The organism is Psychrosphaera saromensis, from assembly GCF_002954545.1.
Classification (GTDB): domain Bacteria; phylum Pseudomonadota; class Gammaproteobacteria; order Enterobacterales; family Alteromonadaceae; genus Psychrosphaera; species Psychrosphaera saromensis.
Genome location: NZ_MSCH01000003.1, coordinates 2,149,108 through 2,174,284 on the forward strand (window position 1 = coordinate 2,149,108; position 25,177 = coordinate 2,174,284).

Genomic DNA, 25,177 nt, shown 5'->3' on the forward strand with positions numbered 1-25,177 from the left:
AGTGCAAGCTTTGGTGAAGTGCTTAAGCTTGTCACTGGCATATTACTTTCATTGAGTTCAATGGTCGTTCAAGCGGACGGTGTGGTTGTTGATAAAGTTTATCATCCGTATGTGACCGCCAATGAAAAAGAGTTTGAATGGCGCTTATTGTCCAGTGAAACGGATGAAGCTAATCGACTGGCTCAGCGTTTAGGTTATGGGCAATCCATTTTGGAAAATCTGGCATTAGACTTTTATCTGATAGCGGAAAGAGACGATTATAAAGACTTTACCTTGCAAGCTGTAGAAGTTGAAGCCCGTTGGATGATGACAGAACAAGGCCAGTATTGGGCTGACTGGGGCTTATTGTTTGAGGTAGAAGCGGCAGAACGCAACGACAATAAAAGCTTTGAAATCACCTCAGGGTTAATATTTGAAAAAGAATTTGGCAAAAAAAGCTTAACCATGAATTTGTTTCTTATCCAAGAATGGGGTGATGTTATTCCAACGGAAATGGAAACTGAGTTTAGGTTGAAATATCGCTATCGTTATTTACCTGGTTTTCAACCAGCGATAGAGCTTTATACTGGAGAAGATTTTTTGGGTATTGGCCCAGCTATGATGGGTGTTCATCGTTTTAAAGGTCAGAAACAACTAAAGTGGGAAGTCGGTTTTATAACGGAAATAGCCCATTCTGGCAAAGATCATTCGTTAAGATTTGCGTTGGAGTATGAGTTTTAATCTATGATTTTAAGCGTATGCTAAAAATAGATGGCAATAGAGCGTTGGCACTAGAACGTTGGCACTAGAACCTTGAGGAGACTGTTATGTTAACAAAAGACAATACGGGACTGATAGTAGTGGATATTCAGGGCAAACTGGCTCGGTTAGTCCATGACTCTGCGGCGTTAATTGCTAACTGTGAAAAGCTTATTAAAGGGGCGCAAGCTCTAGAGTTACCAATAATTACCTTGGAACAAAATCCTACCAAGTTAGGTGCTACGGTTGATGAACTTAGCACTTTGTTAAATCCTAATAAACCCATCACTAAGTTTACTTTTAATGGCTGCGAACAAGCTGAATTTGTCGATGCGGTTAAGCGTGCAGTTAGCAGTATGGACAAAGATAAACAAATAAATACTTGGTTAGTCTGTGGTATTGAAGCTCATATCTGCGTGTATCAAACCGCAATGGGATTGGTAGATTTAGGTTATAAAGTTGAGATAGTGACTGACTGCATTTCTTCCCGTACTTTAGCCAATAAACAACTCGCGGTGAATAAATTAGTTAATAACGGTGTTGATATAACTGGATTGGAAATGTGTTTGTATGAGCTTGTTAAAGGCTGTAATGAACCTGAGTTTAAACAAATACTTGGTTTAATTAGATAAAGAGTAAATCCAGTGCTCAATACAAAACTTAACCAGAATAAAAGAGTAAAGCATGACATCACCAGTGGTAATAATAGATATGAAGCAATAACACAAGTGACTTATGTGCATAGGTGTTGGTGTTGTGTTTTTAGTTGGAGTAAAGGATATGCGTTGTTGTTTGGAATAGTTTGCTTTGCTTACAGCTTACAGCTGCTTTTTAAGAGACAGCCATATTTAATACCCAATAAAAAAGCGAACACTCAGTTCGCTTTTTTATTACAGCTTAAAACTTACGGCTTATAGCTGTTTTCTCATTACCGCTATAACGTATCCAACTTTCCACCACGTTCTACAGCTTTTTGATAAGCCGGTAATGCATCTATTTGTTTAAGGTAACGTGCAATATTGGGAAATGCTGATAAATCCATACGAGTAGCTGAGGCTTGTAATGGAAAGCTCATTTGAATATCTGCTGCACTGAGTTCTTCACCCGTTAACCATGTACGATTTGCTAAAGTATTCTCTACTAACTCTATTTGTGGTGTTAGACGAGGGGAAATAAACATTTCCTGCACTTTATTACTTAACGCTTTGGCAATCGTTTTTACAAAAAATGGCATTGGATTTTTTGGCATTTTCATCATAACCAGCTTCATCACTAATAAAGGCATTAATGAACCTTCTGCAAAATGTAACCAGTAACGATAATCCAACAAAGCTTGGCCTTTTGTTGAACGTAAACGTTTCTCTGTGTCGTAGCTATCTAACAAATATTCAATAATCGCCCCTGACTCTGCAATGGTTAAATCACCGTCTGTTATTACTGGCGACTTGCCTAATGGATGAATTGCTTTTAACGACTCAGGTGCCGATGAAGTGACTGGATCTCGTTGGTATTGTTTAATCCCATATTCAAGCCCTAGTTCTTCTAATAACCATAAAATACGTTGTGAACGTGAATTGTTTAAATGATGTAATGTGATCATATTGTTCTCTTTATTTAGCTTTATACAAGGGAGTAATACCAATTGAATTAATGAATTGATTAGTTCAGAGCTATGTTAGAGGTGTGAGAATAAGCAAAATTTGTGTCGATATAGTTATTCTCGGCTTTGTCTCCTGAGTCGCTCTATCTCCTGCATCCATGCAGTCGTACATCAAATAAGTTTTGCGCTGCTCATATGAATAGTTTGGCGCGCCTCTAACAAGCTCCCGAAGGGCGAGTTGAAAAGCTTCATATGCTTTGTTGCCCTACAAGGATGTAGGGTAAGGTGACAATGCAGGAGCATATTGTCTTTATTGATTTCAACAAGGGAACAACCATTCTCTTCAATCAATGCCTCACCTATGAACCTTTTAATTCTCGCTGAATAACTAATTCATTAATTCAATTGGTATAATTCGTATTTTATAATGCGGCATTCCATTCTTCTTCAGTGGCTTTAGATTTTTGATTCTCCATCACAATTAACCATTTACCGTCTTTTTTAACTGACAATGCGGTTAAGTGAGCAATAAAGTCTTCTGTTTTACCTTTTTCATCTGTTGTGCTGTATTTGAACATGCCGGTTTCGTGCGCTGTATTTTCACTAATGTATCTTTGCGTAAAAACAAATTTCACGTGTGCTTTCATTTTACCGTTTTTGGTATCGGCAAAACCTTGTTGCCAACGGGCGAAGGCTTGTTTTATTGGATAGCTGTTTTGATTAAAACCACTGACTAAAACAGCATCCTCGTGATAACCCGCAGTATATTTTTCAAATTCACCGTCTATCACGCTTTGTGATAATGCTTGCCAAAATTGGTCGAGTTCTTGTTCTGTATTTGATGTATCCGCCGCTCGGGTATTAGCGCTGAATAATGCACTACTTATTGTAATGAGCATGACAAAAGTGGCTAAGGTGATCTTTTTAACGTTAAACATGTTTAATTCCTGTATTTATTAACGCAATTCTTAGCAAAGCCATGCGTTTTTAGATAATTCAATATAAACTAAGGCTACTAACCTATCAAACGGATATTTTTCTCTATTATCATGGAATTAAATAAAGCATTTCGCCTAAGTCACAAAAGTTTAGGCCCAACACTTAATTTAGACACTATCAAAAAGTTGATGCTTTCAGAGGCGGACACCAATATTAATTTTATTGGTCAAGAAAGAGCACAGCATGCGCTAGAGTTTGGTTTAGATATGGACATGACAGGCTACAATTTATTTGTCATGGGAGAACCTGCGACGGGTCGTCACACCTTAATAGATAATCATTTACAGCAAGTTGCTAAAATTAAAAGTACACCACATGAATGGTGCTATGTTAATAATTTTGACGACACCCGTACACCAACCTACATAAGATTAGCCGCTGGTGAAGGTAAACAATTTATTGAACACATTGAATCTTTTATTGATGTGCTGTTAGATACTTTTCCATCGGCGTTTGATAATCCATCCTTTCAGCGTAAAAAGCGTGTAATTGAACGTGACTTTAACGTTAAGTACGAGAAAGCGTTGGAGTTGGTTGAGTCAAAGGCGCTTGAAAGTGGTTTAGTGTTATACGAGGAAAAAGGTGCGGTAAGTTTTGCACCTGTCATTGATGGTAAACCGTTAACGGATGCTGAATTTTCTCAACTTAAAGAAGACCAACGTCAGCAGTTTTATGACCGTATTTCTGACCTTGAAGTCTTTCTCAATGAAACGCTATTAGAGTTACCGTTGTGGAAACGAGAAGCATCAGAGAATCAACGTAAGTTAAGTAAAGAAACCATAGAAAACGCATTAAAGCCTTTGTTAAAAGACTTAGAGCATATTTATGCGGCTGATCTTGGCGTTATTAAATTTTTAAAAGACATGCACGATACCTTAGTTGATATGGTGCAAGAGTTTTTGGCTGATGAGGCCGACGAAGAAAAAAATAAAGAAGATGTGGATGTTCGTAAGGTACTTGAAGAAGAGCTAATTCCTAACATTTTAAATGTTAGGAAAAGCCAAGACGGTGCACCAATCGTATATGAGCCTAATCCATCATTTCAAAATATATTTGGCCGTATTGAATACAGTTCAGTACAAGGCTCGGTTTATACCAGCTATAGAATGATCCGCGCAGGCGCATTACATAAAGCCAATGGCGGTTATTTGTTGATTGATGCTGACAAACTCATGCAGCAGCCTGCAGTTTGGGAGTCGTTAAAGTTAGCGCTGAAAAGCCAAGAAATAAAAATGGAGTCACCAACAGGTGAAGCCAATATTGTTAATGCGTCTAGTTTAACGCCGCAGCCAATCCCTATGGATATTAAAGTTATTTTAATGGGCAGTCGTGAATTGTATTATTTAATGCAAGAGTACGATAACGAGTTTAATGAACTGTTTAGAGTATTAGCTGACTTTGAACATTACATCCCACTTAACGACAAAGTACAGTTTGGCTTTGTGCAGAAAATTAAACAATATGCCGCTGAGCAACATTTAGAAATATCGGCAGATGCGGTTGAAGAACTGTTTAAATTTAGTTTTAGACAAGCGGAACATCAGCATAAATTATCAGCCCGCTTTGCCGACGTATTAGAATTGTTAAGTGAGTCGCAGTTTTACGCTAAGCGTGATGGCGATAAAGAAATTCATCAAAGTCATGTGATTAAATCCCTTGAAGGTAAACAGTACCGAACAGGGCAAATAAGCGAATCATTTTTGGAAGATATCCAAGAAGGCCAGATTTTAATTGATACCTCTGGTTTCCAAGTTGGTAAATTAAATGGCTTAACGGTATTAGAAATCGGCGATACGGTATTTGGTACGCCAGCGAGAATTTCAGCCACGGTTTATGCCGGTTCAGATGGTGTTGTGGATATTGAAGGTGAAGCTGAGCTTGGTAAAGCGATTCATTCCAAAGGTGTGATGTTGTTAAATGGTTATTTGGGCAGTAAATACGCACAGGACTTTAATCTGTGCTTTTCGGCCAATATAGCGATTGAACAAAGTTATGGTCACATAGACGGCGACAGTGCCAGTTTAGGTGAGGTTTGTACGTTAATCTCTGCCATTACACATATTCCGTTAAATCAGTCGATTGCCATTACTGGTTCTATTAACCAACATGGACAGGTGCAGTCTATTGGTGGTGTGAATGAAAAGATTGAAGGTTACTTTAAGCTTTGTCAGGCAAGAGGTTTGACGGGCGAGCAGGGCGTTATAATCCCTAAAACCAATTGCATTAACTTAGTGTTATCGTCTGATGTGATCAGTGCGGTAGAAGCTGGGCAGTTTCATATTTATGTGGTTAATGAAGTTGACGATGCGTTAACCATATTAACAGGCAAAAAAGCGGGAGCTTTATCGGCGAGAGGTCGTTACCCAAGAGATTCAGTGAATGGCATTGCCACTAAAAAACTACGCCGAATTGCCGACATCGTCGATGGTGCGGATAGCGAGTAATGAATAGTAAATAGTACAAAGTAAAATACAGAAAACAAAAAAGCCGATTAATCGGCTTTTTTGTTTTTTACTATTTATAAATATTGTTTACCCATGGAGCTTAGCTTTAATTTTAACTACAGCTCTAGATATTAGATATTGGATAGAAGCTCCTAATATTAAAAGATCAGCTTAGTCGTTAAGCTCACATTTTTTTTGTTCTTCTGAGCCTTTGTCAAACTCGTCACAAGGGTTTTTAGCTTTATTCATACCTAAGCTGGCAATCATGCCGTAAACCGATATACCGGCGATACCATCATCATCAAAGGTAAAATTAATTTGTGTTAATGTGTTGTTGAAAAAATAATCAACGCCGTCAATCGTTAAAATATAATCACCTTTCACTGGTTTATTTAACACTCGTTTGACGAGCTTTAATTTATGCTCGCCAAGTTCCAGTGAAAAACTTTCAAATTCTCGATCTGAAAGCTCTTGTAACCAAACAAAGTTATTGTCTTTTAATATAAGGGCAAATGAATAGCTTTCTGGCTGACCAGTTACTTGGAAAGTATGTGGACCAATGGAAAAGGTGTGGTCGTCATTTTCATGACTGTAAGAAAGAGGGAATGGAACTTCTTTTATTTCGTCATCGTAAGGATAAGTAAGCTTCAATTTGCCATCAATATTAAAGTCAGCAAAGCTAGGTAAGCTGACCAATAACAAAGATAGCAATATAGAACGTGAGAGTGTTGTTAACATTTATTCGCCTTTGTCTTATTAAATACTACTTATTAATATAGACGAAACTAGCAACTATGTTCTTGTCACATCAACAAATAATTTTAATGACTGACCTGGTCTAATATATTTTTTTAAATCCAGTTGATTCCATTTCGCTATGTCGACAACACTTACTTTAAATTTCTGAGCAATTCTAGCTAACGAGTCACCATTTCTTACTTTGTAAGTAATAGCACGCATGATTGCACTGGTAGATTGATGCTTAGATACTTGATCTTTCCAAATAACTAATTCTTGACCAAGTTTTATAGGATCGGTTGGCGCAATGCCATTCCATTTAGCTAAGCTGCGAATATTTACATCGTATTCACGGCTAATATCCCACATATTATCGCCAGATTTTACTGTGTGTTTTAACTTATTAGCACCACGTTTCTTGTTTTGTGTTTTTGTTAAACGGTTATCAGCGGTTAAGCTGTATTCAGTTAATGATTTAGACGATGTAGGAATTAACAACGCTTGGTTGATATTAATTATATTGCCTTTAATATCATTAACATCAATTAGCACACTTAATGACGTATTAAACTTATCTGCAATGCCACCTAAGGTATCGCCAGACTGAACAAGATAACGTTTCCATGACATACGTTCTTCTTTTGGTAACTCAGCTAAGTTCTGTTTAAATATTTCTACTTTCTCAACTGGCACTACAAATTTGTGTGGTCCTTTAGGATCCGTTGCCCATTGATTGTAACCAGGGTTTAGTCTGTGTAATTCGTTTACTTTTAATTCAGCAAGTTTTGCTGCCTTTGCTAAGTCAATTTGGCTTTTAGCATCAACAACTTGAATGTGTTGTTGGTTTTTAATTGGCGTCCAGCTGATTGCAAACTCTTCATGACGTTTTAATAAGTCAGCTAAGGCTAATAATTTTGGAACATAACTAGACGTTTCTTTTGGTAAATCTAAAGACCAAAAGTCGGTAGGTAAATGTTTCTTACGATTACGTTTAATTGCGCGCATCACTCGGCCTTCACCAGAGTTATAAGCTGCAATTGCATTTAACCAGTCACCATCTAAGGTTTTGTGTAAAAAAGATAAGTAATCTAACGCGGCTTTTGTAGCAGCTACAACGTCACGACGTCCGTCGTACCACCAAGATTGTTTTAATTTGAAGCGATTCCCTGTACCAGGAATAAATTGCCATAAACCTGAAGCTCGCCCATGTGAATAAGCAAATGGGTCAAATGCACTTTCAACAATTGGTAATAAAGCTAATTCAATCGGCATTTGGCGTTTTTCTATTTCTTCAACAATGAAGTATAAAAACGGTTCAGCACGAGCAGAAATACGTTTGAAATAATTAGGGTGTTTTGCATACCAGTTTCGCTCAGTAACAACTGGACGATTTTGTGGGATATCAATATTTAATTGGCTTTCGATTCGTTTCCAAACATCATCAAATTCGATGTTGTTTGCTTCTAACTCTTGTTCTTCGCTAAGAGCTGACAAGGTTAAGGCATCAACGACATCTTCAGGAGCCGCAACATTAGCTGGCTCTGATGAGTTTAAAGAGGCTTGAGATGATTCTGAGTTGGACGAACCTATCGTATTACAGCCAGATAAAACGGCTAATAAAGAAAGGTTAACTATTGTTTTTGCAGCAAATTTATTTTTTATCATATATACACAAATCAATGTAAGTAAAAGGGTGACTCAATAGGTTTTAATAAACACGTGAAAACCTTGAGCCATAAAGACCTAGAGATAGTAACTTAATAATTTCATAATGGCTACGATTGTGATTCGATTTAAAATTGGTCTTTCCATTTTCTTAAATAAGTAAAACAATCTGAATCTGATATCGGCAATATTAGATTAAACTTTTGGCTTATTGCTTTTTTTATCTCAGGGTCATTGCTACGTAGAAAAGGATTGATCTTTAATTGCGTTGACAGAGATGTTGGTATCGTCGGTTTGTTGTCTTTAATTAGCGCTTTGGTGGCTTCATTATATTCAACTAAGTCTTGGTTGGTTTTATCTACTGTTAGTGCAAATTTGATATTGGCTGATGTGTATTCATGAGCACAGTAAATGTTAGTATTTTCATCAAGCTGACTAATGCGAGTGAGTGAGTTATACATTTGCTCTGGACTACCTTCAAATAAACGGCCACATCCGGCTGAAAATAATGTATCTCCTACGAAGATATTGTCCTGATCAAAATAACAAATATGATCAATCGTATGACCAGGTACTTCCATGGTTGTTAGCTTGATGCCTAGTTGTGGTAAAACAATTTGGTCATTGTCTTTACAAGACTTAGTTACCATAGGAAAACGTGATGTGCTTGGCCCATATACGTTAACATTGGCGTAGGTGTTTAATAATGTATTTACACCCCCAATATGATCAGAATGATGATGGGTAAGCAAAATATCCGTTAATGTGTAATTATGTTTCTGTAAGAACTCGATAACGGGTGTTGCATCACCTGGGTCTACGATGGCACAGTGACCGTCTTTATTTACTAATGCCCAAAGGTAATTATCAGAAAATGCTGGAATAGCGAAAACTTGATACATAAAAATGCCTATACTTAAGTGATTATATTGCTGGCGTTATCGTTAATATTTTATTGTTTATAGTGAGTACGTATAATGAAATCCGCATTAACTTACACTGGAATTGAGTCGCTATCTCACTGGAGTCAAATCCTCACTGGTGACGAATTAAAACACATTCAGAATCAGATAATAAGCCATCGGCTTAAATTAAGTTTTGGTCACCACTTAATAAAATTAGGCCACTTAAGTAGTGCGCTAGATACCAGTTCTTGTTTGATCAAACACCAAGTGAATGTTGCTCCTAGTCCTGCCGTTTTAGATCTTAATATCGCAAACACAAATAAAGCAGACGCCAATCCAATAAACCTATTTAGTGAATTTGACGAATTAGCGTTGGCAACTAACTCAGTTGATTTGGTTTTAATGAATCACGAACTGGAGTTTTCTAACGATCCGCACCAAGTATTAAGAGAAGTGCACAGAGTATTAATGCCGGGTGGTGATTTGGTGTTATCGGTATTTAATCCTTTTTCTTTGTTTATGTTATCTAAGATATGGCCATTTAAAACTAAGTCTTCTTTGTGGCAAGCGCGGATGTTCTCGATAGGTCGAATAAAAGATTGGCTAGATTTATTAGGCTTTGAAATTATTGAGCAAGAATATTGTTGCTATTCGACGCTCTTCTTAAAAAATAAAGAGCTAAATAAGGAAGCCGCTAATAAAAGCTTTAGTAACTGGCTGCAACTCGGCTTTAAAAAGTATCTGCCTAAATTCGGTAGTGTATGCATTATTACCGCTAAAAAAAGAGAGTGGCCATTAACGCCAATTCGTTCCAGAAACAGCTTTAAATCGGCGTTTCAACCTGCCGTGTCAAGAGCTTCATCTCAGTCAGCTAAAGTGAAAAACTCAGACAACTGAAATAAATCATGACAGTTACATAAGTAAACGCTAATATACATAAATCGTAGAATAACTTTAATGTAACGAGACCACTTTGTCTGAACTCACCATTATAAGCGCTATCATTATTGGCTTGTCCCTTGGGATATTTGGCTCGGGCGGGGCGATCTTAACGTTACCTACTTTAATTTACCTACTCGGTTATGACGAGAAAGTGGCGGTTATAGGCTCTTTGTTTATTGTTGCTATTATTTCGTTTTTTACCGCAATTCCTCAAATACTTAACAATGGCGTTAGTAAAGTCCATTTAATTTACTTTGCTTTACCTGGTTTGCTAGGCAGCTATGTTGGCGCTTATTATGGTTCTCAAGCTGCACCAATTGTGCAAATGGCGGTTTTTGTTGGCCTGATGTTTATTGCAGCTATTAAAATGTTAACCATGAAGGATGACATGTCAGGTGATGCCGTGAGTAATCTAATACTTATAGTGATTGGATTAGCGGTTGGTTTTGTAACTGGTTTTATTGGTGTAGGTGGTGGTTTCTTAATTGTACCTGCACTAGTTTTATTGTCTAAGTTGCCAATCAATAAAGCCATTTCTACCAGTGTCATTATTATATTTCTACAATCAAGTATCGGTTTATTTTCCTACCACCAACATTCAATGGCTTTATTCAGCGAAATTGAATGGTCTATATTAGTTGTTATCGCTTTAGTCGGTATTGTGGGTTCTTATTTTGGGCTTTGGTTAAAGCAGTTTATAAACCAAGCTTTGTTAACACGGTTGTTTGGTTTGTTTTTGATTTTAATGGCAAGCTTTATCTTAATAGATAAAGTGTTTTAGCCACTGTAATTATTAATAAGCTGGATATGATATTTCAACAAAAAATAGTATTTTTATCAAGAATAAAAAGAGGTTCAAATGATCAAGTCAGCTGCACAGTTAGTTCAAGAAATGAAAGATACGATTAAAGAAGTTTCCGTTGAAGAATTAGCGGCTCATTTAGCCAATAACATAGTACTGATAGATGTTAGAGAGTCAGAAGAATTTAGCAGCGGTCACATTCCAGGTTCAGTTAACTTTCCCCGTGGTGTATTGGAAATGAAGTTGCAAATGCACCCAGAGTTTAAAGATGCGGAATCTCCGCTGGATGAAATGAACAAGCTAGATATGTATGTTATTTGTCGCTCTGGAGCTCGTTCTGCTTTGGCCACTGAGTCGTTACAAAAAATGGGGTTCACTAATGTGTTCTCGGTTGCTGGCGGCATGATGGAGTGGACTGAAAAAGGCTTTCATACTAAATAAGCTAATTTGATAGCAAACGATAAAATAAAACTAGGCTAAAAATTTCAGTTAAAGGGGTTAGTTAACGTATTTAGTTAGAACCACTTTGCCTTGTTGGATAAATTTCGTTAAATATTGTGATTGCTCTGGAGCTTCACAAATATTAAAACCAACACTCAAATACAGAGGCAGTAAAGCAGGCTCACAGATAGTGGTTAAGTTCGTTGTGGTGTTTTGTAATACATAGCGCAGTAGTTGTGATGCAAGCTTGTTATTTCTGTATTCAGGTGCGACAAACAAACTACGTAATAAATGTAGTTCGCCTTTGTCCGTTGTTAAATTTCTGATAAATACAGCTGCGACAATCGGGGATAGTTCACTTGGCTTTTTGTTATCTTGAACTGTGAATATATTGTCTAGCTTATGACAACTTACATTCTGATTGTGGGTTTTATAAAAATGATTAACTTGTTTTTGTTTTGGCTGTTGCCAAGGTTCAATTTGTAGTTGAGTCATGTTTGAGATTTAGTGTTGGTTGACGTTACTGTATGTCATCGTAATAAAAGTGTTAAAGCTAAAAAGCAGGCTAGGCCTGCTTTTTTTAATTTAATGTTCATTCATCACTGATTTTATATGAAGAAAAATTTTACCATTTTTTCTTCGGTGCAAATAAAGCATCTAAATTATCACCATCTTCATCAGTCTCAATTTTTGCTGATTTACTCGCCTTCATCTGGTTAGATATTTCGGCTAATATTGTAGTGGCTTTTGCTTTTGTTGCGGTAATGTAATCGCTAGTATTGGTTTGAGCATTTAAGGTGGCTAAGGCTTTTTCATAATATTGACGTGCTGAACCGACCATACCATTTGCTTTTGCTTTATTGCCTCTACGCATTTGCGATTCTACGTTAATTCTTAACTGTAGCTGTTCAATCTTTTTATCTTCTTCCATAAACGCAGGGGCGGTTAAGTTACCTTTACTGTGTTCAGATCTTAAAATAACACGATACTTTTTAATCCCTTGAATTAAGGTAATTAATGGTTTTTCACTTTCAGGAATTTTTAAGGTATCAGCATCTAGAATACGGAAGTCACACGCTTCTATTTTACCTGTGCAGTCTTTAATACGTGCATGCACATCTTTGTTACCTGGTGTGGTTGAATTCATTTTCTTTAAGGCATACAAAACACGACGGTGTAATATGATAAATCCATTTCTGGTGATAGGAACATTAGCATCATTGGCAATAATGAGTTCAGTATCTTCTACAATGGTTTTATATTTTGACATTTCTAGGCGTCTTTCAGCATCTTGTTTTTCTTTTTGTTGCTGTAATAGATTTGCTATTACGGCAATGATCACAAGACCGATAATTAACGCGATGATAATCGCCATTTGTTACTCCAATAAATACAGATAAGTTGACTCTAATAACGGCTACTAAAAATCAAAGAAATTCACTAACTTCAATAATAGTAAACAAATTATAGTGATTAGGGTAGTACTAAAGTGAATATGCTTCCATTAAGTGAACCACCATTTTCTAATTTAATACTGCCGTAGACACCATCTTGTTCATGTGCTGCTGCAATAAGTTGTGCAAAATAAAGACCAAGTCCGGTGCGACTGATGTTTAACTCTATATCTTGTGGCGACGAAATAGCCGACTGCAACATATGTTCAGGGTAACCATTACCATCATCAGCAATTGTGACGTGAAGCTGGTCATTGAGTGTTTTGGCACTGACCACAATAGAGCTATTACAATAACGCATGGCATTAACAAAGATATCATTGAGCAAGTTAGACACTAAGTCTTGGTCAAAATACCAAGACAACTCGTCTTCAATATCAAACGTAACAGAGAGGGATTTGTTATTTATATAAAGGCTATTTTGGGCAACAAGTTCTTCAAGGGTTTCATCTAAGTAATAGCTATCGACGTTAAGAGGCAAAACATCTTTTTCTGCTCGGTACATAGCTAACATTTGTAACAAGTTGGTATTTATTCTTGAGGCTTCGTAATGAATGCTGGCCAATTCTTCAGCTTCATCCATATTATTTAATCGCATTTTTTCGCTTAGCTGATCAATAAGTTGAATTAATAAACATAAACCGTTTTTCATATCGTGAGCCGATGATGCAAGCACAGTTGCAAAATCAATGACAGGACGTTCCATTTATAATGAGCCTATTTATCAGTAAGTAATGATTCATGTTATCGCTAAACTAGAAAAGGAAAAACTATTTATGCTTTATTTGGCCTTTTATTAGACTATTTATGCTTTTTTTGACTAATTTAAAAACTATTTTAAAATTTTATGGAATAAATGTGCCGTTATGTATATATTTTTAGCATAACAAAAACAGCTCGGGACAAATTAATGAAGTTACAACAATTACGTTATATTGTTGAGGTGGAAAATAACAACTTAAACGTGTCTGCAACCGCCGAAAATTTATATACATCACAACCTGGGATCAGTAAACAAGTTCGAATGTTAGAAGATGAACTTGGCATCCAAATTTTTGGTCGTAGCGGTAAGCATTTAACTCATGTTACTCCTGCTGGCAAAGAGATCATTGCGATAGCCCATGATATTTTAAGTAAAGTTGACGGAATTAAGTCTGTGGCGAAAGAACACACCTTACCGGATCAAGGTAAGTTGAATGTTGCCACTACGCATACGCAAGCCCGTTATGCCTTACCCGATGTGATCAAAGGATTTATGGGACGTTTCCCTAAAGTTTCTTTACATATGCATCAGGGCACGCCATCACAAATAAGTGATGCGGCAGCTCGTGGTGAAGCTGACTTTGCTATCGCAACAGAAGCGCTGCATTTGTATAACGAATTAGTTATGCTCCCTTGTTATCACTGGAACCGTTCAGTGGTGGTCAAAAAAGATCATCCTCTGGCAAAACGAGACGGTGCATTAACAATTGAAGATATAGCTCAGTTCCCACTCGTAACTTATGTTTTTGGCTTTACTGGTCGTTCAGAGCTAGACCGAGCATTTAACGACAAAGGCCTTGAGCCTAAAATAGTCTTTACCGCCACCGACGCAGACGTTATTAAAACGTACGTAAGAATGGGGGTTGGTGTTGGTGTTGTAGCAACTATGGCTATGGATGATTTAGATTCAGATTTAGTGGCGATAGATGCTAGTCATATATTCCAAAAATCCACCACTAAAATTGGATTTAGAAAAGGCAACTTCTTACGTACTTATATGTACGACTTTATTGAACGATTTGCACCGCACTTAACCAGAGATGTTGTGGAACGTGCATGTTTGTTAAGAAATCAAGAAGAAGTCGATAAAATGTTTGAAGACGTTGAGCTGCCAGTTAAATAATAACGGGCAGTTAATGTTTATAAAACATAGACTAAATTGCTAAAGCGATAGCACGAAATAAATAGCGCTAGGTGAATAGCACATTAAAAACCTCAGTTAATAGATAAATATTAATTGAGGTTTTTTTTATGGGCATAAAAAATCCGTCACATTGGACGGATTTTTTGTATCTCAATTGAATATTACTTTTACCATCTTTACTGTTCACGACTTATTGTGAACACTCTTGTAGTAAAGACGGTTTCTAGCAATTTTTTTACTAGAGAGTTCTTTTGCTAAAGAATTCTTATTACTGGTCAAACATCGCTGAGATAGATTCTTCGTTACTTAAACGACGAATTGCTTCAGCTAGCATATTACCTAACGTTAATTGGCGCACGTTAGGTAATGCTGCAATGTCTGGATTCAATGGAATTGAGTCGGTAACGATAACTTCATCAATCACTGAGTTTTTAAGATTCTCAACTGCATTGCCAGAGAATATTGGGTGAGTTGCATAAGCAAATACACGTTTAGCACCATGTTGTTTAAGTGCTTCAGCGGCTTTACATAACGTGCCACCAGTGTCGATCATATCGTCAACAATGATACAATCACGACCTTCAATATCACCAATAATATGCATAACCTGAGCTACATTAGCTTGAGGACGACGTTTGTCGATTATCGCTAAGTCTTTATCGTCTAATAATTTAGCGATAGCTCGAGCTCTTACTACACCACCAATATCTGGTGATACAACAACAACGTCATCAGCAAGGTCAAAGCCTTGGCTTCGCATGTCTTCAACTAAAATTGGGCTGCCAAATACATTATCTACCGGAACATCAAAGAAACCTTGAATTTGCTCGGCATGTAAATCAACAGTCAATACGCGGTCAACACCAACGCTTGATAAGAAGTCTGCAACAACCTTTGCAGTAATAGGAACACGAGCAGAACGTACACGACGATCTTGTCTAGCGTAACCAAAGTATGGAATAACCGCTGTGATTCTACCAGCGGATGCTCTACGTAATGCGTCAACCATAACAATCAATTCCATTAGATTGTCATTGCAGGGAGCACAGGTAGATTGAATAATAAATACGTCAGAGCCACGAACGTTATCATTAATTTGGACACTTATTTCACCGTCGCTAAAACGGCCAACAGTTGCATTTCCAAGTTTTAAATCAAGACGATTGCAGACGATTTCAGCAAGTTCTGGGGTAGCGTTTCCAGCGAAGAGCTTTATATCAGGCACAGAGTTATCCTATAGCTTCGTTAAGTGTGAGAAATAAAAGAGCACAAATGGCCAATATTTCTAGTTTAGTTGCTCACGTAGTTGTTGATGTGTGATAGAAATATTACAACCTTTTGCAATAAAACCAGACAGATCCGCAGGCAACATAGTAAAAATTGTTTCGGCTTCTTGTTGATTTTCAAACACTGAAAATACACAAGCACCAGTACCAGTTAATCTGGCAGGGGCGTATTCTAACAACCAGTCCAATGCTTTGGCAACGGCTGGATAGTTTTTATAGACTAAAGTTTCAAAATCATTTTTATGATTTGGGGATAAACCTGTGTAATTTAGCTCACTTAAGTCTATTTTCGTGGTATTTCGTGGCAGTTCATCACTGTTAAATAAAAGTGCAGTATTCACATGCGCATCGGGTGTTAATACCAAATACCACTTTTCTTCGATAGGGTAATCAAATAACTTTTCGCCAACCCCTTCGGCAATTGACGATTTACCTCGAATAAAAATAGGCACGTCTGCGCCTAAATCTTTACCTATGCTTTCTAACGTTTCAGCCGGAAGATGTAATTGCCACAACTGATTTAATGCTAATAAGGTTGTAGCTGCATTAGAAGAGCCCCCACCAACACCGCCTCCCATAGGTAATACTTTCTGTAAGTTGATACTTACACCATAGTGTTTATGTTCTACGGTTAAAAAGGGCGTTAATGCATTTACCGCTTTAATAATTAGATTTTGCTCAGAGATCAACTCTGGCAAATTACAGTCTAAGGTCACTTTGCCATTGTCGGTTAGTTGAAATGTTAGCTCGTCACCTTTATCTAAAAAATGAAATAAAGACTGTAACTCATGGTAACCATTATCCAGTCGGCCATTTATATGCAGAAACAAATTAAGCTTAGCTGGTGATGTAAGCGTTAAAGATTTTAGCGGTATTGAGCTTGGCATAATAACTGTCATTAAAGTAAAAACTCCCAACTTGAAACCGACAGTTTTAATTTGGTATTTTTACCAGTCAAAGAGATAGCCATAGGTAAGTGGTAAATATTCTGTTTTTGGTATTTTGAATACTTAACTTGCCACTTTTGCTGTTTATTTATTTGAACAAATTGTTTTATATTCTGACTGCCACGAACAATATGTTTTTCAGTTCCCGTTAGCTGACCACGTACCCAAAACTCTAAATTTTCTATAGGTAGGTCTAATCCTGTTACGGTTTGTATTAACCGAGTTGGGTTTGTGTCCTGATAAACACTACCGCCAAATTCTAATGTCGATATGCCATTTTCTGTGGTTAGACTCAGAATATTGATGCCAATAAATGCATTTAAAGAGAATTGATTGGTTTCTAGGTCTTTATGCCAATAAAAATAACCTGACACATTTTCGGTGTCGGTTTTGATTAATACTTTGCCTCGAACGGTCCATGACTTAAGTTTATTAATGTCGGCCGGTAATTTGAAATCTGGATCAGATGGCTTGTTTAATAGGCCACATGACGATAAAAATGCAGCAAGTAACACGATGATTAGCGGTTGAATTATAGTTTTTAAAGGTTTCATAAAGTGCAATTTTGGCGGTTAAGTTACGCCATTTTCCCAGATAAAAAATGAAAATCAATTTATTAGTTAATAAATACTATTGAGATTAGCAATGTTAAGGCTTTTAAATACCTCCGCTTTTTCGTAGAATTGCCGCCTTTCTTCAAAGGGTTCGGAATTAAGCCATTTATATGACGGTTCTTGCATTAGGAATAAATCACAAAACAGCATCAGTTGAGTTGCGCGAACGCCTTGCGTTTACGCCGGAACGACTATCTGAAGCATTAGAGTCGGTAGTAACCGACGGCTTATGTGATGAAGCCGTAATTTTATCTACATGCAATAGAACAGAAATATATTGTTTTGGTGAATTAATAAATTCAGAAACACTAACGTCCTGGTTAGCCGATTTCCATTTAGTACCAGAACAAGACTTAGATCAACATTTATATGTGCAAAGAGATGTTTCAGCAACCACTCATTTAATGCGGGTTGCCAGTGGATTAGACTCCATGGTGTTGGGGGAACCGCAAATACTTGGTCAAGTTAAGCAGGCATACCAACAAGCAAAGTCGATGGGTACAGTAAAAACCTATTTTGAACGTATGTTTCAGCAAGTATTTTCCGTTGCTAAAAAAGTAAGAACAGAAACTGATATCGCGGTAAATGCGGTGTCGGTAGCTTATGCTGCAGTAACATTGGCCAAACAAGTATTTGGCAGCTTCGATAATAAAAAAGTGTTATTAGTTGGCGCGGGCGAAACCATCGAATTAGTCGCCAAACATATTTTTGAGCAAGGCGCTAAAGATATAGTGGTGGCAAATAGAACTTTAAGCAAAGCTAAATTAGTTGCAGAACAGTTTGCGGCTAAGACTTGTACCATAGCTCAAATACCAGAGCAGATGTTAGAAGCCGATGTTGTGATCAGTTCAACCGCCAGTACTTTGCCAATTATTGGTAAAGGCATGGTTGAAAACGTATTAAAACGACGTAAGCATCGCCCTATGTTCTTAGTCGACCTAGCGGTGCCAAGAGATATTGAATCTCAAGTAGCCGAATTAGACGATGCTTATTTGTATACCGTTGACGACTTGCAAGAGATTGTCGCGCAAAATATGCAAGCAAGAACGGAAGCGGCAGAAGACGCTGAAGTTATTATTCAACAAAAAGCCAATATCTTCGATGATTGGCTAAACTCATTAGAGTCTGTTGATTTAATTCGAGATTATCGTGAGCAAAGTTTAGCGGTTAAAGATGAGTTGCTAGAACGAGCGATAAACCAGCTTCAATCTGGTAACGATGTAGAACAAATATTAAAAGAATTAGCGAATAAATTAACAAATAAATTAATTCATGCACCTACTTCGGCCCTAAAAGATGCCGCGGAAAAACAAAACGTGCAGGAATTAACCGCAATAAAAGCAGTATTAGGGATCCGATGAAAGACTCAATCAGAAGCAAATTAGAAACACTTGTTGAACGCCGCGAAGAAGTTGAAGCGTTATTAAGTGATGCACAAATAATTTCAGATCAGGATAAGTTTCGTACCTTATCTAAAGAATATTCTGACCTGGAAGACCTTACGGTTACGTTTAAACAATACCAAAGTGCAGAAGACGACTTTGAAGAAGCAAAGTTAATGATGGAAGAAGACGATGCTGAAATGCGCGAAATGGCGCAGGAAGAGTTTAAAGTATCGAAAGCTGAAATCGCACGTTTGGATCAAGAACTTCAATTGTTAATGCTGCCGAAAGATCCTAACGACAGTAATAACTGCTTCTTAGAAATTAGAGCGGGTGCTGGTGGTGATGAAGCCGCAATATTTGCTGGCGACTTGTTCCGTATGTATAGCCGTTATATTGAATCAAAAAAATGGAAGTTAGAAATAATCACTTCTAATGAAAGCGACCAAGGTGGCTTTAAAGAAATGATTGCCCACATAACTGGTAATGATGTTTACGGCACCATGAAGTTTGAATCTGGTGGTCACCGAGTTCAACGTGTACCAGAAACAGAATCTCAAGGCCGAGTTCATACATCAGCTTGTACGGTTGTGGTTATGCCTGAAATTCCAGAAGCGGATGCCATTGAGATTAATTCAGCCGATTTAAAAATTGATACTTTCCGTGCATCGGGCGCCGGTGGTCAGCACGTAAATAAAACTGACTCGGCTATCCGTATAACGCATATGCCAACGGGAACGGTTGTTGAGTGTCAGGATCAACGTTCTCAACATAAGAACAGAGCTCAGGCAATGTCGGTATTATCAGCAAGATTACAAGCCGCTGAAGATGAAAAGCGTATGGCTGAAGAAACGGGGATGCGTCGTAACTTAGTAGCCAGTGGTGACCGTTCAGAGCGTGTTAGAACGTATAACTTCCCACAAGGCAGAATGTCAGAGCATAGAATCAATTTAACCTTGTATAAATTAAATGAAATTATGGAAGGGGATTTAGATTGTGTTTTACATCCTCTAATGACGGAATACCAAGCTGATTTATTAGCGTCAATGTCTGAAGAGTAAATAGTCGCTTTGGATAATAAAAATCAAATAAAGTGGCTGCTCAATGCAGCCACTTCTGCATTCACTCCAATGTCAGACACGGCAAAGCTCGATGCTGAGATATTGATGTGTCATGTTTTAGATTGTAATCGTACGTATTTATTTACATGGCCAGACAAAGCCTTAGATGCAACTCAAATCGCTGTATTCCATCAACTCTGCGATAAAAGACACGCTGGACATCCTATTGCCCACATTGTGGGATTTAGAGCATTTTGGACGTTAAATCTAAAAGTCACACCAACCACATTAATCCCACGCCCTGATACCGAAACGCTTGTTGAACAAGCACTATTGTTAGTTAGCGAGCAGCAGGGAGATAATTTAACTGGGTTGGATTTGGGCACAGGTACTGGCGCAATAGCACTGTCGTTAGCTTCGGAGTTACCACATTGGAATTGGCTTGCTGCGGACTTTATTGCGGATGCCGTAACTCTCGCGCAAGAAAATGCAGAATTAAATGGCATAACAAATTGTAAAATAATCCAAAGTGATTGGTTTGAGCAAATACCCAATACAAAATTTAATCTAATTGTGTCAAACCCTCCGTATATTGAAGAAAACGATCCTCATTTAGAGCAAGGGGATGTGCGCTTTGAACCTTTGTCCGCACTGACTGCACCAGATAATGGCCTATCCGATATAAAGAAAATAGTGTCACAAGCGAAAGATTATTTACATCAAAATGGTGTGTTAATTATAGAGCATGGTCATGCTCAAGGTGAGGCTGTTAGAGATGTTTTTATCTATAATGGATACAAAAATACAACTACCATCAAAGATTTATCTGAAAATGAACGCATCACCGTTGGCTATTTTTAATTAATGGGGTAATCTTAAACGTATAAGGGAGCTTAATTTAGATTAACGATTGTAAATTAAATAAAGCAAATACATGAAAGGGGACTCACTATAATGAATGATGATTTTTTGTTTGCAAATGACACTGGCGAAGAAGACGAAGTTTTGTCGATCGGCAGTTGGAAAGTTATTATTGTAGATGATGAGCCTGAAGTACACGCCGTTACTAAATTAGCCCTCAATGATTTTATATTCCAGGATAAAAAGTTGGAATTTATCAGCGCTTATTCAGGGGCTGAAGGTAAAAAAGTGATCAGTGAAAATCCTGATGCTGCCATCGTATTGCTTGATGTGGTGATGGAAACTGATGACGCTGGTTTGCAAGTTGCACATTACATTCGTGAAGAAGCTAACAATCAAAAGATCCGCATTATTTTAAGAACAGGTCAGCCGGGACAAGCTCCAGAACGCCAAGTGATATTAAACTACGATATCAACGACTATAAATCTAAAACCGAACTTACCGCGCAAAAATTATTTACCGTTATTATGTCCAGCCTTAGAGCATATCGAGACATAGTTTCTCTGGATAACAGTCGCCAGGGCCTGACTAAAATTATCGAAGCGTCGGCAAATATTTTCTCAATACATTCCATGGATCAATTCATAGACGGTGTTATGCAACAGCTAACCTCAATCATTGGTTGCGGTAATGAAGAAGCCATGTACATCACAGACACCCTAATGGTTAATTGTGCTGACATAAAACACAAAGACAGCTTGACCATTATTGCGGCACAAGGTGAATTTGAAAACAGCTTAGGCAAAGATATTAAAGAAGTGGTCGATGAAGAGTTACAAGCTGCTTTCCAAGAGGCTATTGCCGGAAAATCAATTGTTTACCGTGAAGATTACCTTGTTGCGTATTGTTATAGCCGTTTCTCCAATAATTCTATTTTATATGTATCTGGTTTACCTAAACATGTAACCGATTCAGAGAAAACTCTAATAGAGCTCTTTGCCCAGAACGTACAAATCGCCTACGAAAATGTACAATTGCAATTAGAGTTAGAGGATACACAGCGCGAATTAGTTTATCGCTTGAGTGAAGCATTAGAGAATCGCTCAAACGAAACGGGTAATCACTCCAGGCGTGTTGCTTTGATCAGCAGTGTATTAGCCAATGGATATGGATTAACTGATAAAGAAAGTGACTTAATTTGCAGTGCCGCACCATTACATGATGTGGGTAAAATTAGTATTCCAGATAGTATTTTAAATAAACCAGACAAATTATTAAATGATGAGTGGGCCACAATGCAAACTCATGCGGAGAAAGGCGCTAAAATTCTAGAAGGCTCAAACCGCAGTGTTATTCAAGCTGGGGCAATTATTGCTCAAGATCACCACGAAAATTGGGATGGTTCTGGATATCCGGTAGGCAAGTCTGGAGACGATATCCATATTTATGGTAGAATCGTCGCAATGGCCGATGTTTATGATGCCTTACGTCATAATCGGTGTTATAAAAAAGCTTGGAGTAAAGACGAAACTCTGGAATTTATAAAATCAGAAAGCGGTAAAAAGTTTGACCCTAAACTTGTTCAAGACTTATTGTCTTGTGCCGATACAATAGAAGAAATTATTGAGCAATACCCTGAAAGGTAGTATCTCTTAAAACCTCAATTTATATCCTTGGTCATTTATTTAGTAATTTATAAATAAATGACACGGGATCTCAAATTAATTAAGAAGAATCTTTATTATGTACATGGCCGTAAAACACACCCATATAATGTTAGCGTTAATCAGCATAGTGCTATTTTACTTTCGTTTTTATCAAAAACAATTAAGAGGCAAAGAACTTAATAAAGCCCTTAAAGTTGTCCCTCATATCATAGATACTTTGTTACTAATCTCCGCTGGTGTTTTATCATATTTGATTTCACAGTATCCACTTGTCGATTATTGGCTAACCGCCAAACTTGGATTTGTTGTTGGTTATATTGTTTTTGCAGCGTTGGCTATGAAAGCAGAACAGAAATCTAAAGCCATACAAATGTTAAGCATCGCATCATTTTGTATTATATTCACCGCACTTTTTGCTGTGACTAAAGGGCAATTTTAACCACTGCGTGTGTTGAAATTTTTGAATTAATCCCCATAAAGTAGCGATTAAGGTGTTGTTTTCACCTCGTTATAAATTATATAAGAAGTCCCTATGTCTGCAAATTGGCTGTACGAGTCAGATAAGCCGGAGGATCTGCTAAGAGAAGTCATTCTATTAGAGTCCAGCTGGCAAGATGAGTTTTTCATCGATGATATTGATTTACAATTGGCTGAATTGACGGCTCAGTTGTCTGCTTCTATTGATAAAACTGAATCTGTACAAGAACAACTTTACCAGGCTGTTGACTGTTTGATTGATGAATTAGCTATCACAGGTCCTGGTTTACAAGACTTACCTGAGTCTAGCTTAGCTAACTTATCGTTTTGCATTATGCACCGTACTGGTAATGAAATGACCTTAGCTGTGTTATTCAGATACCTACTAAGACAGTTAGGTTTTAATGCACTTATCTCTGAATTAGAAGAGGGTATGGCGTTAGTGATTAGAATAAGCAGCTCAGAATTAATTATTTTGGATGCACTTTCTGGTGCGACGGAATACTTGATCTCCAATGATGATGTAAAAAATAGCTTAGTTAGCGACATCGCCGCTTACGCAAAAGAAATCCCACATGATGAACTGGTTAAAACGCTTATTTCAGATCAAAAGTTAGCCTTGTTAGACGAAGGGATGTTTGAAGAAGCATTAACCTGTGTTGAAACATTGATGGATTTATTGCCTGAAGACCCTTATGAACGTCGAGACCGAGGTTTAGTATTAAACCAACTTGATTGTGGAAAATGGGCAAAAGATGATTTTGACTACTTTATCAAAGCCTGCCCAAATGATCCTATGGCCATGTTCATAAGATTGCAGTTGGAAGAGCAAAGCCATATAGTAGAAACAATACATTAAGCATTCGCCTGATTGTATTAGAATAATCTAATTATCAAAAGCAGTTACAAAAATCTGTTACATCCATAACTAAAAAGTTACTATTTAAAATAGTAACTTACAAAAACAATAATCATATAAAAAGAGGGATTTATGACGCCATTGATCACTAATGACGCCACAGTTCTAGGCTTGCTTGCTATTATATTGGGCTTCGTTTTCTATACGAGTAAAAGTACAAATAGCGGTTGGCAAAAGTTCTATAAAGTCGTACCTGCAGTTTTAATGTGTTACTTCCTGCCTTCATTGTTAAATACATTTGGTATTGTCGACGGTAACAGCTCCCAAGTCTATTTTGTTGCATCTCGCTATTTACTACCAGCTTGTATCGTATTGTTGACCATTAGTGTTGATTTACCTGCCATTATGAAATTAGGGCCTAAAGCGTTAATTTTGTTCTTCACTGGTACATTGGGCATCGTTATCGGTGGTCCTATCGCGTTATTAACTATGGCTAGCCTTTTCCCTGAATTACTAAATGGCGCGGGTCCTGATGCGGTTTGGCGCGGAATGACAACGGTTGCGGGTAGTTGGGTCGGCGGTACAGCGAATCAAACGGCCATGAAAGAAATTTATGGTGTTGGTAATGAAATATTCTCCACTATGGTTACGGTTGATATTATTGTCGCCAATATTTGGATGGCGGTTTTATTAGTACTGGCTAGTAATGCTAAAAAGATTGATGCACGTACAGGTGCTGACACTAGAGCTTTAAATGAATTACGCAGTAATGTTGAAGAGTTCGAGAAGAAACACGCTCGTATACCTAAATTAGATGACATCATGTTAATTTGCGCCATTGGTTTTGGTGTTACCGGTTTTGCTCATTTTTGTTCAGACTTGATCACACCGTTTATGGTGAACAATTATCCAAACTTAGAAAAGTACAGTTTCCACAGCCAATTTTTCTGGATGATAATAATAGCCAGTGCCATTGGTATCGCCTTGTCTTTCACTAAATTAAGAAAAGTAGAAGCCGCTGGTGCGTCTAAATTTGGTAGTGCATTTTTATACATCTTAATCGCGACCGTTGGTTTGCACATGGATGTTACTCAGATATTTGATACCCCTAAATTCTTTGTGCTTGGTTTGATTTGGATGTTAGTTCATGCAAGTTTAATGTTAATCGTGGCAAAACTAATTAAAGCACCATTGTTTTATATGGCTGTTGGCAGCCAAGCAAATGTCGGCGGAGCAGCATCGGCTCCGGTTGTTGCATCTGCATTCCATCCAGCATTAGCACCTGTTGGTGTTTTATTAGCTGTGTTGGGTTATGCCGTTGGTACTTATGCCGCATGGTTCTGTGGGTTAGTGTTACAAGCAATCGCTTCTTAAAAATTATTGGAAAT

The 25,177-nt window shown here is 37.5% G+C and carries 25 protein-coding genes; 14 read left to right on the forward strand and 11 right to left on the reverse strand.

Annotated elements, in window-relative coordinates; genetic code table 11:
- Positions 1-60: 60 nt before the first annotated feature.
- Positions 61-720, forward strand: coding sequence for a hypothetical protein (locus tag BTO11_RS09645; RefSeq protein ID WP_229793322.1), 660 nt, complete (start codon positions 61-63; stop codon positions 718-720).
- Positions 721-806: 86 nt separating this feature from the next.
- Complete coding sequence (locus tag BTO11_RS09650; RefSeq protein ID WP_105052408.1) at positions 807-1,370, forward strand: isochorismatase family protein; 564 nt, start codon at positions 807-809, stop codon at positions 1,368-1,370.
- Between the two features lie 302 nt (positions 1,371-1,672).
- Here BTO11_RS09650 and BTO11_RS09655 read toward each other — a convergent pair whose 3' ends face one another.
- A complete protein-coding gene (locus BTO11_RS09655; RefSeq protein WP_105052409.1) occupies positions 1,673-2,338 on the reverse strand; it encodes a glutathione S-transferase in 666 nt (221 codons plus the stop codon).
- Between the two features lie 422 nt (positions 2,339-2,760).
- A complete protein-coding gene (locus BTO11_RS09660; RefSeq protein ID WP_105052410.1) occupies positions 2,761-3,276 on the reverse strand; it encodes a YybH family protein in 516 nt (171 codons plus the stop codon).
- 111 nt (positions 3,277-3,387) lie between these two features.
- On the opposite strand from BTO11_RS09660, the gene BTO11_RS09665 reads away from it, so the two are divergent.
- Complete coding sequence (locus BTO11_RS09665) at positions 3,388-5,781, forward strand: Lon protease family protein (protein WP_105052411.1); 2,394 nt, start codon at positions 3,388-3,390, stop codon at positions 5,779-5,781.
- A 171-nt stretch (positions 5,782-5,952) separates the two neighbouring features.
- On the opposite strand, the gene BTO11_RS09670 is transcribed toward BTO11_RS09665, so the two are convergent.
- The 3 genes from BTO11_RS09670 to gloB form a co-directional block, all read right to left on the reverse strand.
- Complete coding sequence (locus tag BTO11_RS09670; protein ID WP_105052412.1) at positions 5,953-6,519, reverse strand: hypothetical protein; 567 nt, start codon at positions 6,517-6,519, stop codon at positions 5,953-5,955.
- 54 nt (positions 6,520-6,573) lie between these two features.
- Positions 6,574-8,184, reverse strand: a complete 1,611-nt coding sequence (locus BTO11_RS09675) for a lytic transglycosylase (RefSeq protein ID WP_105052413.1) — start codon at positions 8,182-8,184, stop codon at positions 6,574-6,576.
- Between the two features lie 128 nt (positions 8,185-8,312).
- Complete coding sequence (gloB, locus tag BTO11_RS09680) at positions 8,313-9,086, reverse strand: hydroxyacylglutathione hydrolase (RefSeq protein WP_105052414.1); 774 nt, start codon at positions 9,084-9,086, stop codon at positions 8,313-8,315.
- Positions 9,087-9,161: 75 nt separating this feature from the next.
- On the opposite strand from gloB, the gene BTO11_RS09685 reads away from it, so the two are divergent.
- From BTO11_RS09685 to BTO11_RS09695, 3 genes are all read left to right on the forward strand, one after another.
- Positions 9,162-9,986: a class I SAM-dependent methyltransferase gene (locus BTO11_RS09685; protein WP_105052415.1), complete on the forward strand. Its 825-nt coding sequence runs from the start codon at positions 9,162-9,164 to the stop codon at positions 9,984-9,986.
- Positions 9,987-10,062: 76 nt separating this feature from the next.
- The gene (locus tag BTO11_RS09690) at positions 10,063-10,812 is read left to right on the forward strand and encodes a sulfite exporter TauE/SafE family protein (protein WP_105052416.1); all 750 of its coding nucleotides are present in this window, start codon (positions 10,063-10,065) and stop codon (positions 10,810-10,812) included.
- Between the two features lie 78 nt (positions 10,813-10,890).
- Positions 10,891-11,274, forward strand: coding sequence for a rhodanese-like domain-containing protein (locus BTO11_RS09695; RefSeq protein WP_229793308.1), 384 nt, complete (start codon positions 10,891-10,893; stop codon positions 11,272-11,274).
- 57 nt (positions 11,275-11,331) lie between these two features.
- Here the strand turns inward: BTO11_RS09695 and BTO11_RS09700 are convergent, their stop codons facing one another.
- From BTO11_RS09700 to BTO11_RS09710, 3 genes are all read right to left on the reverse strand, one after another.
- Positions 11,332-11,769 carry a GNAT family N-acetyltransferase gene (locus BTO11_RS09700; RefSeq protein WP_105052417.1) on the reverse strand — a complete coding sequence of 146 codons (438 nt, stop codon included), beginning with the start codon at positions 11,767-11,769 and terminating at the stop codon, positions 11,332-11,334.
- Positions 11,770-11,899: 130 nt separating this feature from the next.
- Positions 11,900-12,649 carry a hypothetical protein gene (locus tag BTO11_RS09705; protein WP_105052418.1) on the reverse strand — a complete coding sequence of 250 codons (750 nt, stop codon included), beginning with the start codon at positions 12,647-12,649 and terminating at the stop codon, positions 11,900-11,902.
- 98 nt (positions 12,650-12,747) lie between these two features.
- Positions 12,748-13,434 (reverse strand): sensor histidine kinase, encoded by a 687-nt coding sequence (locus tag BTO11_RS09710; RefSeq protein WP_105052419.1) that lies wholly within the window; start codon positions 13,432-13,434, stop codon positions 12,748-12,750.
- A 204-nt stretch (positions 13,435-13,638) separates the two neighbouring features.
- Here BTO11_RS09710 and cysB point away from each other — a divergent pair, with 204 nt between their 5' ends.
- Positions 13,639-14,613: an HTH-type transcriptional regulator CysB gene (gene cysB, locus BTO11_RS09715; RefSeq protein ID WP_105052420.1), complete on the forward strand. Its 975-nt coding sequence runs from the start codon at positions 13,639-13,641 to the stop codon at positions 14,611-14,613.
- A gap of 289 nt (positions 14,614-14,902) precedes the next feature.
- On the opposite strand, the gene BTO11_RS09720 is transcribed toward cysB, so the two are convergent.
- The 3 genes from BTO11_RS09720 to lolB are packed head-to-tail and all read right to left on the reverse strand — an operon-like array spanning position 14,903 to position 17,421.
- Positions 14,903-15,859 (reverse strand): ribose-phosphate pyrophosphokinase, encoded by a 957-nt coding sequence (locus BTO11_RS09720; protein WP_105052421.1) that lies wholly within the window; start codon positions 15,857-15,859, stop codon positions 14,903-14,905.
- Positions 15,860-15,919: 60 nt separating this feature from the next.
- Positions 15,920-16,819 (reverse strand): 4-(cytidine 5'-diphospho)-2-C-methyl-D-erythritol kinase, encoded by a 900-nt coding sequence (gene ispE / locus BTO11_RS09725; protein WP_373295166.1) that lies wholly within the window; start codon positions 16,817-16,819, stop codon positions 15,920-15,922.
- Entirely contained in the window at positions 16,819-17,421 is a 603-nt protein-coding gene (gene lolB, locus BTO11_RS09730; RefSeq protein ID WP_105052422.1) for a lipoprotein insertase outer membrane protein LolB, read from the reverse strand. The genes ispE and lolB overlap by 1 nt, the downstream gene beginning before the upstream one ends.
- Before the next feature lie 170 nt (positions 17,422-17,591).
- Between lolB and hemA the strand changes: the two genes are divergently transcribed.
- The 7 genes from hemA (at position 17,592) to BTO11_RS09765 (ending at position 25,163) form a co-directional block, all read left to right on the forward strand.
- Positions 17,592-18,842 carry a glutamyl-tRNA reductase gene (hemA, locus tag BTO11_RS09735; protein WP_105052423.1) on the forward strand — a complete coding sequence of 417 codons (1,251 nt, stop codon included), beginning with the start codon at positions 17,592-17,594 and terminating at the stop codon, positions 18,840-18,842.
- Positions 18,839-19,924, forward strand: coding sequence for a peptide chain release factor 1 (gene prfA, locus BTO11_RS09740; protein WP_105052424.1), 1,086 nt, complete (start codon positions 18,839-18,841; stop codon positions 19,922-19,924). Before hemA ends, prfA begins: the two co-directional genes overlap by 4 nt.
- 9 nt (positions 19,925-19,933) lie before the next feature.
- Entirely contained in the window at positions 19,934-20,785 is an 852-nt protein-coding gene (gene prmC / locus BTO11_RS09745; protein WP_373295165.1) for a peptide chain release factor N(5)-glutamine methyltransferase, read from the forward strand.
- 93 nt (positions 20,786-20,878) lie between these two features.
- A complete protein-coding gene (locus tag BTO11_RS09750; RefSeq protein ID WP_105052425.1) occupies positions 20,879-22,432 on the forward strand; it encodes a DUF3369 domain-containing protein in 1,554 nt (517 codons plus the stop codon).
- A gap of 97 nt (positions 22,433-22,529) precedes the next feature.
- A complete protein-coding gene (locus tag BTO11_RS09755; RefSeq protein WP_105052426.1) occupies positions 22,530-22,892 on the forward strand; it encodes a SirB2 family protein in 363 nt (120 codons plus the stop codon).
- Positions 22,893-22,985: 93 nt separating this feature from the next.
- Positions 22,986-23,789, forward strand: coding sequence for a tetratricopeptide repeat protein (locus tag BTO11_RS09760; protein WP_105052427.1), 804 nt, complete (start codon positions 22,986-22,988; stop codon positions 23,787-23,789).
- 132 nt (positions 23,790-23,921) lie between these two features.
- Positions 23,922-25,163, forward strand: a complete 1,242-nt coding sequence (locus tag BTO11_RS09765; protein WP_105052428.1) for a DUF819 family protein — start codon at positions 23,922-23,924, stop codon at positions 25,161-25,163.
- The last annotated feature ends 14 nt before the right edge of the window (positions 25,164-25,177 follow it).

Excerpts from the sequence above, each read along its gene's own strand:
- BTO11_RS09705 (WP_105052418.1), bottom strand. The coding sequence starts at position 12,649 with ATGGCGATTATCATCGCGTTAATTATCGGTCTTGTGATCATTGCCGTA.
- BTO11_RS09650 (WP_105052408.1), top strand. The coding sequence starts at position 807 with ATGTTAACAAAAGACAATACGGGACTGATAGTAGTGGATATTCAGGGC.
- BTO11_RS09675 (WP_105052413.1), bottom strand. The coding sequence starts at position 8,184 with ATGATAAAAAATAAATTTGCTGCAAAAACAATAGTTAACCTTTCTTTA.
- BTO11_RS09695 (WP_229793308.1), top strand. The coding sequence starts at position 10,891 with ATGATCAAGTCAGCTGCACAGTTAGTTCAAGAAATGAAAGATACGATT.
- BTO11_RS09710 (WP_105052419.1), bottom strand. The coding sequence starts at position 13,434 with ATGGAACGTCCTGTCATTGATTTTGCAACTGTGCTTGCATCATCGGCT.
- BTO11_RS09765 (WP_105052428.1), top strand. The coding sequence starts at position 23,922 with ATGACGCCATTGATCACTAATGACGCCACAGTTCTAGGCTTGCTTGCT.
- gloB (WP_105052414.1), bottom strand. The coding sequence starts at position 9,086 with ATGTATCAAGTTTTCGCTATTCCAGCATTTTCTGATAATTACCTTTGG.
- BTO11_RS09655 (WP_105052409.1), bottom strand. The coding sequence starts at position 2,338 with ATGATCACATTACATCATTTAAACAATTCACGTTCACAACGTATTTTA.
- cysB (WP_105052420.1), top strand. The coding sequence starts at position 13,639 with ATGAAGTTACAACAATTACGTTATATTGTTGAGGTGGAAAATAACAAC.
- hemA (WP_105052423.1), top strand. The coding sequence starts at position 17,592 with ATGACGGTTCTTGCATTAGGAATAAATCACAAAACAGCATCAGTTGAG.
- prfA (WP_105052424.1), top strand. The coding sequence starts at position 18,839 with ATGAAAGACTCAATCAGAAGCAAATTAGAAACACTTGTTGAACGCCGC.
- BTO11_RS09670 (WP_105052412.1), bottom strand. The coding sequence starts at position 6,519 with ATGTTAACAACACTCTCACGTTCTATATTGCTATCTTTGTTATTGGTC.
- lolB (WP_105052422.1), bottom strand. The coding sequence starts at position 17,421 with ATGAAACCTTTAAAAACTATAATTCAACCGCTAATCATCGTGTTACTT.
- BTO11_RS09645 (WP_229793322.1), top strand. The coding sequence starts at position 61 with ATGGTCGTTCAAGCGGACGGTGTGGTTGTTGATAAAGTTTATCATCCG.
- ispE (WP_373295166.1), bottom strand. The coding sequence starts at position 16,819 with ATGACAGTTATTATGCCAAGCTCAATACCGCTAAAATCTTTAACGCTT.
- BTO11_RS09755 (WP_105052426.1), top strand. The coding sequence starts at position 22,530 with ATGTACATGGCCGTAAAACACACCCATATAATGTTAGCGTTAATCAGC.
- BTO11_RS09760 (WP_105052427.1), top strand. The coding sequence starts at position 22,986 with ATGTCTGCAAATTGGCTGTACGAGTCAGATAAGCCGGAGGATCTGCTA.
- BTO11_RS09685 (WP_105052415.1), top strand. The coding sequence starts at position 9,162 with ATGAAATCCGCATTAACTTACACTGGAATTGAGTCGCTATCTCACTGG.
- BTO11_RS09750 (WP_105052425.1), top strand. The coding sequence starts at position 20,879 with ATGAATGATGATTTTTTGTTTGCAAATGACACTGGCGAAGAAGACGAA.
- BTO11_RS09700 (WP_105052417.1), bottom strand. The coding sequence starts at position 11,769 with ATGACTCAACTACAAATTGAACCTTGGCAACAGCCAAAACAAAAACAA.
- BTO11_RS09660 (WP_105052410.1), bottom strand. The coding sequence starts at position 3,276 with ATGTTTAACGTTAAAAAGATCACCTTAGCCACTTTTGTCATGCTCATT.
- BTO11_RS09665 (WP_105052411.1), top strand. The coding sequence starts at position 3,388 with ATGGAATTAAATAAAGCATTTCGCCTAAGTCACAAAAGTTTAGGCCCA.